Origin of the sequence: Stenotrophomonas sp. B1-1 (assembly GCF_010894375.1) — a bacterium.
Lineage (GTDB): Bacteria > Pseudomonadota > Gammaproteobacteria > Xanthomonadales > Xanthomonadaceae > Stenotrophomonas.
This window is the reverse complement of the sequence record NZ_JAAIUZ010000001.1, coordinates 96,317-109,640: the sequence shown is the minus strand read 5'-3', so window position 1 is coordinate 109,640 and position 13,324 is coordinate 96,317. Positions and strand designations below refer to the sequence as shown.

Here is a 13,324-nt window from a genome sequence, read left to right as displayed (position 1 = left end):
ACCATCCCGCGCTTCGCGCGCCAGTCGACTGACAGTCGACTCTACCGGCCCCCGGCCCGGAACGCGTGCGGACCAAGGTCCGCACCTACCAAGGGCAGTACAATGGCGGTCTTTCCTTTTCCAGGTGACCCCACCCATGTCCCAGAACTCCAAGGCCAAGCGCGACAAGCGCAAGAAGCAGCAGGCCAAGCGTCCGTTCCTGCGCCTGAACGCCCAGCAGCAGGTGCAGAACCATGCCGTGCTGACCAACGAAGACGGCCAGCCGGTCGCCGCCATCGGCCTGCAGGGCCGCGAGTGGCTGCTGGCCATCGGCGGCCAGACCATGGGCAACGCGGACAACCCGGTGCCGATGCTGGCCATGCTCAAGCACCTGTCCAACGTGCAGGAAAAGGAAGGCCGCAAGGTCAACCTGGAATATTCCGAGCTGCTGCAGAAGCTGCTGGACACCCTGGCCGCTGAAGCCGGCCAGACCGCCGATGAGTACCTGGACAAGCTGGTGTCCGAGTTCGAAGGCGTGGAAGCCGAAGAAGGCGCAGATGCCAGCGCTGAACCGGTGGTGGCCGAAGAAGTCGCTGCCGACGCCGAGGCCCCGGTGGCCGCTGACGCCGACACCGACGGCAAGCCGCAGGCCTGAGCCGGCCGCGGCGGTGGCGGTCTACGTCGATGACGCGGTGCATGCCTGGCGCGGACAGCGCTGGGCGCACCTGATGGCCGACACCCTGGCCGAGCTGCACGCCATGGCGGCGCAGCTCGGCATTCCACCGCGGGCCTTCCAGAACAAGGCCAGCGGCGCGCACTACGACGTCAACGCCGAACTGCGCGCGCAGGCGATCGCCCTCGGCGCCCGCGCCATTTCCCGGCACAGCGACCGCGCCCTGGTGAAAGCGGTGATCGCCAACGCCCGCGCGCAATACCGGTAGAGTCGACCGTTGGTCGACTGCTCTCCGCCCCGGTCCCGATCAACCCCGCGCTGCGCGTGACAGTCGACCAACGGTCGACGCTACCCCGCCGGGGCGGGCCATCGCTCAGAACGGGTCGCTGCCCAGCCGCACTTCCACGTTCAGCAACGAACACAGCGCCAGCAGCGCATCGTCGTCGCGGGTCAGCGCCATCCAGCCGGTGAAGCTGCCGCTGCCGGCATCCACGCTCCACAGCGTGTAGTTGTGCTCGCGCAGGCGGTCGAAAGCGGTGGACATCAGCTGCACCCCGTCCAGGTCTTCGGCGAAATCCTCGTCGTCCAGGTCGCCGCCCCAGTCCAGCTGCAGGTTGAAGCGCGCCGACAGCTCGTTCACCGCCGACTGCAGCGATTCCAGATCATCGCGCTCCACCTCGAACCCGGACTGCCAGGCAATGGCGGTGAACAGCGCAGGCAGCCAGTCCGCGTCGGCCTCCAGCGGCTCGCCGGCCTCGGCCAGCATCTCGCGCCAGCGGTTGAACTGCTGCAGGGCCAGCTCATCATCGCCGGGGTTGATCAGTACCAGCAGGTTCCAGATGCGGGCCTCGAAGTCGTCCTCGTCGAAATCGTGGGCGTCTTCCTCGAAGTCGAAATAGTCGCTGTTGTCGGGCATGGCGGGCATTCCTGTGGGGCAGGCCGGCATTCTACGGTTTATCCTGTGCCGCTGAAGCCGGCCGTGGTGGCCGTCACTGTGAATGATGCGATGAGCGATACCCCTCCCGACCACCTGGCCATCAACCCGGCCAGCCCCTTCCACGATGCGCAGGCGCTGGAGCGCGGCGTGGGCGTGCGCTTCAACGATGTCGAACGTGACAACGTCGAGGAATACTCGGTCAGCGAAGGCTGGATCCGCGTGCAGGCCGGCAAGGCGCGCGACCGCCGCGGCAACCCGATGACCATCAAGGTCAAGGGCAAGGTCGAGGTGTACTTCCTGGAACAGAAGCCGGAATAACCGCCTTCTTGTAGAGTCGAGCCATGCTCGACTGCTCTCCTGCCGGCAAGAGCAGTCGAGCATGGCTCGACTCTACAACTCAGGGTCAGCCGCGCTGGCGCGATTCCAGCAGGTCCAGGTTGCGGATCAGGCGCCGCGAGATCTCATCGGAAATCACCCCGCGCCGGGTCAACCGGAACAGCTCCTCGCGTTCGGCATTCAGCCCCGCGCTGCGCAGCTGGCGGTAGCCCTGCTCCATCCGCTTGACCTTGTCCGGGTCCACGTCGGGGCCTTCGTTGTCCTTTTCCAGGTGCCGCTGGTACAGCAGGCTGACCCGCGATGCAGCGTCATTGAACAGCTGCACGTTGTCGGTGTTCTGGTTCATCACCAGCTGCTGGCGCATGCGCTCCACCCCGGCCAGTGCGGCCTTGGAAGACAGCTTGCGGGCCAGGTCCTCTTCCTTGCGCTCGCCCGAATCGGCCGGCAGCTGCAGGCCCTTCAGCAGCTGCGGCAGGGCCACGCTGGCGCCCACCAGCGAGAACAGGATGACCGCTGCGGCCAGGAAGATGACCAGGTCACGCGCGGGGAACGGGCTGCCATCGGGCAGGAACAGCGGCAGGGTCAGCACGCCGGCCAGGGTGATGGCACCGCGCACGCCGGCCACCGAGGTGGCCACCACGATGCGCCAGTTCGGTGCCTCGCCATGCTGCAGGCCACGGCGGCGCGCGCGCAGCAGGTTCCAGCGCAGCGACAGCCAGACCCAGAGCAGGCGCAGCGCGATCAACATCGCGTTGATCACCACCACGTACACCAGCAGCCACCAGGCGCTCTGGTGGCCGGTCTCGTTCATGGTGGTGGTCGCGCGCTCGACGATGCCCGGCAACTGCTCGCCCAGCAGCACGAACATGATGCCGTTGAAGCTGAACTGCAGCATGTTCCAGACCCCGGCGCGCTGCACGCGCATGCTGCCGGACACGCGGCCGGTCAGCTCCACGTAGCTCATCGCAATACCGGCGGCCACGGCCGCAAGGATGCCCGAAGCATGGATCTCTTCGGCCAGCAGATAGGCCGCGAACGGAATCAGCAGGTTCACCAGCATGGCCGCGCCGGGCTCTTCACCGAAGCGGCGCCACAGCCAGCGCTGGAAGGTGGACACGCCCAGGGTGACCGCCACGCCCACCGCCAGGCCGGCAACGGCCACCCACAGGAAGGTGAGCGAGGCGGTGGCCAGCGAGAACGATCCGGTCATCACCGCGGCCACCGCGAAGCGGAAGCAGACCAGGCCGGAGGCATCGTTCAACAGCGATTCGCCTTCCAGAATGTGCATCAGCCGCTTGGGAATGGGCGCCTTCGAAGCGATCGCGCCCACCGCCACCGGATCGGTGGGCGAGACGATGGCCGCCAGCGCGAAGCACACCGCCAGCGGCATCACCGGAATCATCCAGTGGATCAGCAGGCCGGCGCCAATGACGGTGAACACCACCAGGCCGAAGGCCAGTTCCAGGATCGCGCCCTTGTCGCGGAACAGGCCTTGTTTGGGAATACGCCAGCCATCGAGGAACAGCAGCGGCGGCAGGAACAGCAGGAAGAACACTTCCGGTTCCAGCGCATGGCCGCGGTTGAACACCCCGGCGATGACCGCGCCCAGGCCGATCTGCACCAGCGGCAGCGGCAGTGAAAAGGGCAGGACGCGAACCAGGTAACCGCTGGCGACAACGGCCACCAGCATCGCCAGGACGACTTCGATGGTGTGCATGCTTCTTCCGGGAAGCGGCGCGTGGGGCCGGAAAAACCGGTGTGCGCCGGAGACAGGAAAAAAACTTAGCACAGCTGGCGGCCGCTGCGGCCGCCCGTATGAATGCGCGTCAGGGCGGCGACAGCAAACGCGCCGCGATCCAGTCCCGGGTGACCTGCTGCATGTCCGCGGACAAGGTATGCCCCACCGGGTAATCACGCAGCCGGTGGGCCACGCCCAGCCCCTGCAGGCGCTGCGAGGCAGCTTCGGCCAGCGCAAACGGCAGCTTGTCATCCTGCCGCCCGTGCACCACCAGGCCGTCCAGCCCGGCGCCGGCCACATCGGCCGGAATCAGCGGCGCGATCTCCGGCAGGATGCGGCCGCACAGGATCGCGAAGGACTTCACCCGCTCCGGCGCGGTCAGCGCCACGCTGGCGCTCATGATGCCGCCCTGGCTGAAGCCGGCCAGCACGGTCTGCCGCGCATCCAGCCCCAGCCGCTGCTGCTGCACGGCCAACCAGTCGCGCAGCAGCACCCGCGACGCTTCGGCCTGGGCTGGATCGATCACCGGCCCCTGCGCGCCGAAGCACACGGTGAACCAGCCGAACGCCTGCGGCCCGAACACCAGCGGTGCGCGCGGCAGCAGCACGTGCAGGCGCGGATCGAGCGTGCTGGCCAGCGCGGCCAGCGACTGCTCGTTGCTGCCCACGCCGTGCAGCAGCACCACCAGGCCCTGCGCCCTGCCCTGCGCCGGCCGCTCCAGCACCGGCGTCAGCACGGCGCTCATGCGGCCTCCCGCACGGGCGCGGCGCCATCGAAGCGGTACAGGTCCATCGCCAGCATGCCCGCATCGATACCCGCATCGATGCGGGTGGCACCGAAATCATCGCCGCCGGCCGCGCCCATGGCGAAGTACAACGGCAGCAGATGCTCGTCGGTGGGATGCGCGCGCTCGGCAAACGGCGCCTGGCGGCGGTAGTCGAACAGCGCATCGCGATCGTTGGCGGCCAGGCGCTGTTCCACCCATTCAATGAACGGGCGCACGTAGGGCGCCTCCTTGCCGTCCTGGTAGTCGCGCCAGTCATGCAGGTTGTGGGTGATGCTGCCCGAGCCGACCAGCAGCACGCCCTGTTCGCGCAGCGGCGCCAACGCACGGCCCAGCGCGAACTGGTGCTGCGGCCCCAGCATCGGCTGGATCGACAGCGGCACCACCGGAATATCGGCCTGCGGGCGCAGCAGCCGCAGCGGCACCCAGGCGCCATGGTCCAGCCCGCGCTGCGCATCCAGCGCCACCGGCAGGCCGGCCGCGGCGATGCGCCCGGCCACTTCTTCGGCCAGCGCGGGGTCGCCCGGCGCCGGGTACTGCAGTTCGAACAGCGCGCGCGGGAAGCCGCCGAAATCGTGGATGGTGGGCGGCTGCGGATGCGCGCCGACCAACGGCTGGCGCGCCAGCCAGTGCGCCGATGCCATCACGATGGCACGCGGAGTGGGCAGGTCGCGGGCCAGTTCGGCCAGCCGCACGCCCACCTGCCCCGGGTGCAGGGCGGTCATCGGCGAGCCGTGGGAGATGTACAGCGAAGGCAGGCGGGACATGAGGTTCTCCAGATACGGGGGGAAGCGGCGATCAGCGCGAACGCAGGGTCCAGCGGCCATCGCCCAGCAGGAACAGCACCACCAGCGCCAGCGCCCAGAACGCCGGGTATTCCCAGCCACCGCCGGCGTTGGCGAAGCCGAAACCGTTGGCGCCGTGCACAGTCACGATCGTGCCCAGCAGCAGCGGCACGCCCAGCAGGCCCACCCAGCGCGCGTACACGCCCAGCAGCAGGGCCGCCGCGATGGCCAGCTCGACCACGATGGTCAGGTAGCCCAGCGCGCCTGGCAGGCCCAGCGATGCAAAGAACGCGGCGGTACCGGCGGGGGTGAACACCAGCAGCTTGGTCAGCGCGTGCACCAGGAACAGGCCGCCCAGGGCCAGGCGCAGCACAGTGGCGGCATACGGGGCCAGCGGCGAAACGGCAGCAGCGGAGGTTTTCATGGGGGCGTACCTCAGGGAGAGTGCGTACAGGTTATTGCGCAGCCGCCAGCCGATAAATACGATGAAACGACCGTATTTATTTCAGAAGGCGCAACAATGGACACTCTGGACGCCATGCGCGTGTTCGTGGCCGTGGTCGAGCGCAACGGGTTCAGTGCCGCCGCCGAGGCGCTGGGGGTATCCACGGCCGGGGTCACCCGGCAGGTGGCCGCGCTGGAAAAGCGCCTGTCCACCCGCCTGCTCCACCGCACCACCCGCCGGGTCAGCCCCACCAGCGCCGGCGCCGCCTACTACGCCCAATGCGTGCGCCTGCTGGCCGAATTCGACGCGCTGGAAGCCAGCGTAGGAGCGCAGGCGCTGGAACCGTCGGGCACGCTGCGCATCAACGCGCCGGTCAGCTGGGGCATCGCCCGGCTGGGGCCGCTGCTGGCCGGCTACCGGCAACGCTACCCGCAGGTGGAACTGGACCTGGCGCTGTCCGACCGTCTGGTGGACATGGTGGAAGAAGGCTACGACGTGGCTCTGCGCATTACCCGCGAACCCAGCCCGACGTTGATCGCCCGGCGCCTGGGCCAGGCCCGCATCACCCTGTGCGCGGCACCGGCGTACCTGGCCGCGCGCGGCACGCCAGCCACGCCGCAGGACCTGGCGGCGCACGACTGCCTGGGTTACAGCTACTGGGCCTCGGGCAACCAGTGGCCGCTGCAGGGGCCCGGCGGCGAAGTACGCGTGGCGGTGAACAGCATCCTGCAGGCCAACAACGGCGACGTGCTGCGCGAAGCCGCCATCGCCGGACTGGGCGTGATCCTGCAGCCCGATTTCCTGCTGGAACAGGCGCTGGCCGATGGCCGCCTGGTGCGCGTGCTGCCCGATTGGGAAGTGCCGCCGATCGGCATCTTCGCGGTGTACACCAGCCGCAGCCATCTGGCACCGAAGGTGCGCAGTTTCATTGATTACCTGGTGGACGCCGGAGTGTGAGCGCATCCGCCGGGCATGGCCCGGCGGGTTTGCACGATCAGGCAACCACTTCGTCCAGCGCCTGGATGATCTTTTCCAGCGGTGCCGGCCGCCCCAGCAGGTAGCCCTGCACCTGGTCACAGCCGTGCGCGGCCAGCCAGTCCAGCTGGCCCGGGGTTTCCACGCCTTCGGCAATGATGGTCAGGCCCATGCTGTGGCCCAGCGACAGCAGCGCGCGGCAGATCGAGGCGTTGCGCGGGTTGGTTTCCACGTCGGCCACGAAGCTGCGGTCGATCTTCAGGATGTCCAGCGGCAGGTGCTGCAGGTAGGACATGCTGGAATAGCCGGTACCGAAATCATCCAGCGACACGCAGATACCCTGCTCGTGCAGGCGGCGCATGGTCTGCATGGCCTGCGCCGGTTTGCGCATCAGGCTGCTTTCGGTCAGCTCCACGTGCAGCGCGCCGCGGGCCAGGCCGAAATCTTCCTGTGCGCGGGCGAACTCGGCCACCAGGTCGCTGTTGAAGAACTGCACCGCCGACACATTCACCGCGATCGGCAGCTCGCCCCAGCCCGCAGCCACCAGTTGGCGCTGGGCCTGTGCGGCGGCGCGGATCACCCAGCGGCCCAGCGCCAGGATCAGCCCGGTGTCTTCGCACAGCTGGATGAACTCGCTGGGCGGAATGAAGCTGCCGTCCGGTTGCGGCCAGCGCAGCAGCGCTTCCAGCGCCGCCGGGCTGCCATCGCTGGCGTGGCGGATGGGCTGGAAATACAGCTGGAACTCGTTGTCGATGGCCGCATGGATGCGCCCGGCCAGGCGCAGGCGGTCGGCCAGGCGGGTCGACACGGCCGCATCGAACCAGGCCACCACGTTGCCTTCCACGCGGCCGGCATGTGCCGCCTGCGCGGCCATGCCCACCACCTGTTCGGCGCGCAGCGCATCGCCTTCCTCGCGCACGGCCACACCGATGCGCGGCTCGAACTGGTGCAGCGAATCCTTGCCGCGCATCGGCGCCGACACGATCTGCAGCAGATCGTCCAGCACCGACTGGGTGTTGTGCTGCGGGGCGATGGCCAGCACGAAGTCTTCGGCCGGCTGGAAGGCCAGCGTGCCGAAGCGCGCGCCCAACCCACCCAGGCGCGCGGCCATCGACTGCAGGATGGCATCGCCGATGTCACGGCCCAGCGTATCGGCCACCAGCTGCAGGCCGCGCAGCTGCACATAGGCGATGGTGTAGCCGCGGTCCTGGCTGTCCAGCTGTTCGCTCAGGGCGCGCACGTTCAACAGGCCGGTGGCCGGGTTGTGCCGCGCGCGGTAGGCCAGGTCACGCTCGTAGGCCAAGCGCTCGCTCACATCTTCGGCCAGCACCAGGCAGGCGGGCTGGCCGTCGAAATCCAGCTTGGACAGGTGCGCACGCACTTCGAACACCGAGCCATCCTTGCGCCGGTGCATGCGCACGGCCGCATCCTGCAGTTCGCCCACGCGGGCGCGGGCAATGGCGCCCTTCACTTCCTCCCAGCCTTCGCGCGGGCGGATGTCCAGGATGCTCATGCCGAGGAATTCCTCGCGCGTGTAGCCGTACTGCAGCACCGCCGCTTCGTTCACTTCCAGGAAGCGCAGCGTATCGGGATCGAACACCCAGAACGGCGCCGGGTTGCGGTCGAACAGCAGGCGGAACCGGCGCTCGACCTGGTTCATCTGTTCGCGCGCCAGATGGCGCTCGCTGACGTCGGTCAGCGCACCGATCATGCGCCGCTGGCTGTCGGCCAGTTCCACCCGCTGCCCGCGCGCGGACACCCAGCGCACATCGCCGCCGGGCAGCACCAGGCGGAACATTTCATCCAGCACCGCGCCGCGCGCGAACGCTTCATGGAACGCGTGCTGCAGCCGTTCGGCATCTTCGCGGTGCACGCGCCCGAAGAACTCGGCCACCGGCAGGGCATCGGTCTGCACGCCGAAGATCTCGCGCGCCAGCGGCGACCAGTGCAGCAGCGCGGCGTCTTCGTCCACGTACCAGGTGCAGACCCGGCCCACCTGGTGGGCCATGCGCAGTTCGGTGTGGCCGGTGCGCAGTTCGGCCGCCATCCACTGCTGGCTGCGGGTGCTGCGGCGCATCGCGAACAGCAGGCCCAGCAGCACCAGCACGTAGGTCAGTAGGATCGCCACCGCCGCATGCAGGTACGGCCACCACGCGGCCAGCACATCGGCATCGGCCAGCCCCACCTGCACCGCCAGCGGGCTGTGCTCCAGCGTGCTGATGGTGGACATGCGCGGAATCTGGTCGACCACGCCGGGGAAGCTGCCCAGCTCCACCACCGCCGGTCCGCCCACCAGGTTGCGGTACGGCAGGGTGTAGCGGCGGCCCACCGTGCCATACGGATCGGGCACGCGCGCCAGCATGAAGCCGTCGGCATCGGTGATCGACACCATGCCATTGGGGCCCACGTCCAACCCGCCGATGATGCGCTGCAGCTCGCCACAGCGCAGCCGCGCCAGCAGCCAGCGGTCGTCGGCCATGGGCAGGGCCAGCGGCACCACCCAAGTGCCATCGTCGGCGCGTTGCGGCGGCCCCAGGTACAGCGCGCTGCCCTGCCCGCGCCGCTGCGGGTCGGCCCACAGCGGCAGTTTCAGTTCGTCGGCACCGCCGGTCAGCGCGCGCCCGTAGGCATCGACCACCACGATGCTGTGCAGTTCGGCGTGCCGCTGCAGCACCCCGGCAATGGCCGCATCCAGCAGCTTCGGCGCCTGCGCCGGCACGTTGCTGAACAGCTCGGCGGCATCGCCGGCAATCCCAGCCAGCGCCCGTTCCAGGTTGCGCAGCTCCAGCGCCAGCAGGCGTTCACTGCCCACCGCCAGCGCGCGGCTCTGCCGCTGCGCAGCCTCCAGCCGGCGCTGGTGGTCGTTGGCCAGCATGGCCGCCATGCCCACGGCCAGCAGCACGCCCAGCGCCACGCCGCCCCAGGTGATGGCACGCAACGGCCGGGCCAACGCCCGTTTCAGCGCGGGCATCGGTCGGTATTCCCTGTGCAGACAGCTGGCTTCATGCGCGAACGATTCCTCCACATCCCCGACCAGAGCGGCCGCAGCGCGGCATTCTTGACGCCTGCACCTGCTCCGCGGGCCATTCCCTGTGTGGGTCCCTACCCCGCAGCATGCACCAGCGCGATGACTGCGTGAAGCGCGGCGGCGCGTGTTCAGCCAGATCGCGCACACCCGAACCCGTGCTGGCGCGCGTCCCGCGCTGCCGCAGAGGATTAGACTTGGGGTTTTCCGTCGCAAGAGAAGTCCATGTCCAAGCTGCGCCGTCCCACCCTGGCGCTGGCCATTCTCGCCAGCCTGTCCCTGGCCGCCTGCGATCGCCCGGCCGAGCCGGCGGCAGGTACGGCCGCCCCCGCCGAAGCCGCGCCGGCTGCCGCCAAGCCGATGCTGGGCAGCTTCGGCTTCGATGCCAGCGGCATGGACCGCAGCATCGCCGCCGGCGATGACTTCTTCGGTTTCGCCAACGGCAGCTGGGTGAAGAACACCGAGATCCCGGCCGACCGTTCGCGCTTCGGCAGCTTCAACGTGATTGCCGAAAAGACCCAGGCCGATACCCGCGCCATCCTGGAAGGTGCGGCCGGCAACGCGCAGGCCAGCGGCGATGACAAGCTGATCGGCGATTACTACGCCGCCTACATGGATGAAGCCGGCATTGAGAAGCGCGGCCTGGCCCCGGTGCAGCCGCAGCTGCAGGCCATCGGTGCGATCACCGACAAGGCCGGCCTGGCCCGTGCACTGGGCGATGACATGCGCGCCGACGTGGACCTGCTGAACGCCACCAATTTCTACACCGACCGCCTGTTCGGCCTGTGGGTGTCGGTGGATCTGCTGCAGCCCGACCGCACCGCGCCCTATCTGGTACAGGGTGGCCTGGGCATGCCCGACCGTGACTTCTACCTGGGCGATGGCCGCATGGCCGAGCTGCGCAAGCAGTACCAGGCCTACATCGCCAAGGTGCTGCAGCTGGCCGGCGTGGCCGACCCGGCCGGCAAGGCGCAGCGCATCCTGGCGCTGGAAACCAAGATCGCCCAGGCGCATGCCACCCAGGAAGAAACCAACGACGTAACCAAGGGCGCCAACCCCTGGACCCAGGCCGATTTCAGCGCCAAGGCGCCGGGCATGGACTGGGCCGCGTTCCTGGAAGCGGCCAAGCTGGGCCAGCAGCAGGACTTCATCGTCTGGCAGCCCAAGGCCGTGGCCGGCCTGTCCAAGCTGGTGGCCACCGAGCCGCTGGATGCCTGGAAGGACTACATGACCTTCCACGCGCTGGACCGTGCCGCCAGCTACCTGCCCAAGACCTTCGCCGACGCCCGCTTCGCCTTCCACGGCACCGCGCTCAGCGGCACCCCGCAGCAGAGCGATCGCTGGAAGCGCGCGGTGGACGATGCCAACCACGCCGTCGGCGAAGCCATCGGCAAGCGCTACGTGGAAAAGCACTTCGACGCGAAGACCAAGGAACGCGCCGACGAGATGGCAAAGAACATCATTGCCGCCTTCGCCAAGCGCATCGACGCGCTGGCCTGGATGTCACCGCAGACCAAGGCCAGCGCCAAGGCCAAGGTGGCCGGCCTGACCGTGGGCATGGGCTACCCGGACAAGTGGCGTGACTACACCGGCCTGGAGATCCGCCGCGACGATCCGCTGGGCAATGCGCAGCGTGCCGAACGCTTCGAGTACGAGCGCAACATCGCCAAGCTGGGCAAGCCGGTGGACCACAGCGAGTGGGCCATGCTGCCGCAGACCATCAATGCGATGAACGTGCCGCTGGAAAACCGCCTGGTGTTCCCGGCCGCGATCCTGCAGCCGCCGTTCTTCGACGGTGCCGCCGACGATGCGGTGAACTACGGTGCGATCGGCGCGGTGATCGGCCACGAGATCAGCCACGGCTTCGACAACGCCGGCGCGCTGTTCGATGCCACCGGCAAGCTGCATAACTGGTGGACGGCCGAAGACCTGAAGCAGTTCAACGCCGCCGGTGATGCGCTGGCCGCGCAGTTCAGCAGCTACGAACCGTTCCCGGGCGTGCACGTGAACGGCAAGCTGACCCTGGGCGAGAACATCGCCGACGTGGCCGGCCTGGGTACCGCCTACGATGCCTACCAGCTGTCGCTGCAGGGCAAGCCGGGCCAGACCCTGGAAGGCTTCACTCCGGACCAGCGCTTCTTCCTGGGCTTCGCCCAGGCCTGGCGCAGCAAGAGCCGCGAGCAGGCACTGCGCAATTCGCTGCTGACCGACGTACACGCACCGGGCCAGTTCCGTGCGCTGACCGTGCGCAACATCGATGCGTGGTACCCGGCGTTTGAAGTGAAGGACGGCCAGAAGCTGTACCTGGCCCCGGAAAAGCGGGTCAAGGTGTGGTGATTTGATGCGAACGGGCGCCGCGAGGCGCCCGTTTCGTTTGCGGGGGGGCGGGATGCTCTGGTGGATGCCAACCCCATGCTCTGGTGGGTGCCAACCTTGGTTGGCACGATTCTTCCGGCACCCCATCCACGCATGGCGTGGATCTACGCTGTGCCAACCCAGGTTGGCACCTACCAGAGACAATTTGCCGCGCATGACCCGCTGTCGGTGGGTGCCAACCTTGGTTGGCACGATCCTTCCGGCACCCATCCACGCATGGCGTGGATCTACGCTGTGCCAACCCAGGTTGGCACCTACCCAAGACGGGGCGCCGGGTGCCGTCCACGCGTAGCGTGGATCATCGCGCGGCCGGCCACTCCCGCAACACCTCCACCGGCACGCCCATGCGTGCGCACGCCCGGGTGGCCAGGCCATCGGGCAATGCGCGGCGGAACAGCGGCGCCATGCCCTGCATCAGCTTCGCCGAAGCCGCCGCCTGTGCACGCTGGGCAGTCGTGCGTTCCAGCATCGCCTCGGCCCAGTCCGGCAACAGCGCTGCACCGGCGCCCAGGAACACCGCGCGTGACAGCCCCGGAATCGGCACCGGCAGGTTCACCGCGGACAGCACCTCCAGCACTTCGCGCGAACGCGCATCGGCCATCAACTCGGGCTGGCGCGCACAGAAGTACGCGGCCACTTCCGCCTCGCTGCGCGGCACGTCCACTGCGCCAAGCGCTTCGGCTACGCAGCGGTACTCGTCGTAGTAGCGGTCAGCAATCGCTTCGGGAACCTCGCGCCCATAGCGGCGGTAGCCCTGCAGGAAGCCGTAGGCCTCGGTCACGTGCACCCACGTCAGCAGGTGCGGATCGTCCGCCGCATACGCCTGGCCCTGTGCGGTGCGGCCGCGGATCTGCGCATGGATGCGGCGCACCTTGGCCACCAGCGTTTCCACTTCGCCACTGGGCGCGTAGCTGGTGCCGGCCACGAAGGCCGTGGTGCGGCGCAAGCGCCCCACCAGGTCCTGGCGGAAATTGGAGTGGTCATATACGCCGGCCAGCGCGCGCGGGTGCAGGGTCTGCAGCATCAGCGCGCACAGCCCGCCGGCCAGCATGGACGGCAGTTCCGCATGCACGCGCCAGGTGATGCTGTCCGGTCCGAACCAGCCGGGATCGCCCTGCGGGTGGTCGTAATCAATACCGCTCTGGCCACGCGGGAAGGCGTCGAGCACCCAGCGGCGGATGGGCGCGGTAACCGGGCGGGTCAAGCGGTGCAGCAACGGCGGCATACGGGGTCCAGTGGGTGGCGGAATCGACCGGGTTCTGCGCGGTCCG

The 13,324-nt window shown here is 68.7% G+C and carries 12 protein-coding genes; 5 read left to right on the top strand and 7 right to left on the bottom strand.

What is annotated here, in order from left to right; all coding sequences use genetic code 11:
* Positions 1-136: 136 nt before the first annotated feature.
* Positions 137-634, top strand: a complete 498-nt coding sequence (locus G4G00_RS00510) for a hypothetical protein (protein ID WP_108752049.1) — start codon at positions 137-139, stop codon at positions 632-634.
* A 13-nt stretch (positions 635-647) separates the two neighbouring features.
* Positions 648-920: a DUF4031 domain-containing protein gene (locus tag G4G00_RS00505; protein WP_108752048.1), complete on the top strand. Its 273-nt coding sequence runs from the start codon at positions 648-650 to the stop codon at positions 918-920.
* Between the two features lie 105 nt (positions 921-1,025).
* On the opposite strand, the gene G4G00_RS00500 is transcribed toward G4G00_RS00505, so the two are convergent.
* The gene (locus G4G00_RS00500; protein ID WP_164270661.1) at positions 1,026-1,568 is read right to left on the bottom strand and encodes a hypothetical protein; all 543 of its coding nucleotides are present in this window, start codon (positions 1,566-1,568) and stop codon (positions 1,026-1,028) included.
* A 90-nt stretch (positions 1,569-1,658) separates the two neighbouring features.
* Here G4G00_RS00500 and G4G00_RS00495 point away from each other — a divergent pair, with 90 nt between their 5' ends.
* Positions 1,659-1,907 carry a DUF3297 family protein gene (locus tag G4G00_RS00495; protein ID WP_108751456.1) on the top strand — a complete coding sequence of 83 codons (249 nt, stop codon included), beginning with the start codon at positions 1,659-1,661 and terminating at the stop codon, positions 1,905-1,907.
* Positions 1,908-1,992: 85 nt separating this feature from the next.
* Here G4G00_RS00495 and G4G00_RS00490 read toward each other — a convergent pair whose 3' ends face one another.
* From G4G00_RS00490 to G4G00_RS00475, 4 genes are all read right to left on the bottom strand, one after another.
* On the bottom strand, positions 1,993-3,642 hold the full coding sequence (locus G4G00_RS00490) for a Na+/H+ antiporter (protein WP_108752047.1): 1,650 nt from the start codon (positions 3,640-3,642) through the stop codon (positions 1,993-1,995).
* 109 nt (positions 3,643-3,751) lie between these two features.
* Positions 3,752-4,408, bottom strand: a complete 657-nt coding sequence (locus tag G4G00_RS00485; protein ID WP_164270659.1) for an alpha/beta fold hydrolase — start codon at positions 4,406-4,408, stop codon at positions 3,752-3,754.
* The gene (locus tag G4G00_RS00480) at positions 4,405-5,214 is read right to left on the bottom strand and encodes a class III extradiol ring-cleavage dioxygenase (RefSeq protein ID WP_164270657.1); all 810 of its coding nucleotides are present in this window, start codon (positions 5,212-5,214) and stop codon (positions 4,405-4,407) included. Before G4G00_RS00480 ends, G4G00_RS00485 begins: the two co-directional genes overlap by 4 nt.
* Positions 5,215-5,245: 31 nt before the next feature.
* Positions 5,246-5,656, bottom strand: coding sequence for a DoxX family protein (locus G4G00_RS00475; RefSeq protein WP_108752044.1), 411 nt, complete (start codon positions 5,654-5,656; stop codon positions 5,246-5,248).
* Between the two features lie 96 nt (positions 5,657-5,752).
* On the opposite strand from G4G00_RS00475, the gene G4G00_RS00470 reads away from it, so the two are divergent.
* The gene (locus G4G00_RS00470; RefSeq protein WP_108752043.1) at positions 5,753-6,634 is read left to right on the top strand and encodes a LysR family transcriptional regulator; all 882 of its coding nucleotides are present in this window, start codon (positions 5,753-5,755) and stop codon (positions 6,632-6,634) included.
* A 37-nt stretch (positions 6,635-6,671) separates the two neighbouring features.
* Here G4G00_RS00470 and G4G00_RS00465 read toward each other — a convergent pair whose 3' ends face one another.
* Positions 6,672-9,623 (bottom strand): EAL domain-containing protein, encoded by a 2,952-nt coding sequence (locus G4G00_RS00465; RefSeq protein ID WP_233614817.1) that lies wholly within the window; start codon positions 9,621-9,623, stop codon positions 6,672-6,674.
* A 279-nt stretch (positions 9,624-9,902) separates the two neighbouring features.
* Between G4G00_RS00465 and G4G00_RS00460 the strand changes: the two genes are divergently transcribed.
* Positions 9,903-12,014, top strand: a complete 2,112-nt coding sequence (locus tag G4G00_RS00460) for a M13 family metallopeptidase (RefSeq protein WP_108752041.1) — start codon at positions 9,903-9,905, stop codon at positions 12,012-12,014.
* Positions 12,015-12,351: 337 nt separating this feature from the next.
* On the opposite strand, the gene G4G00_RS00455 is transcribed toward G4G00_RS00460, so the two are convergent.
* Complete coding sequence (locus tag G4G00_RS00455) at positions 12,352-13,278, bottom strand: oxygenase MpaB family protein (protein WP_164270655.1); 927 nt, start codon at positions 13,276-13,278, stop codon at positions 12,352-12,354.
* Positions 13,279-13,324 lie beyond the last annotated feature (46 nt).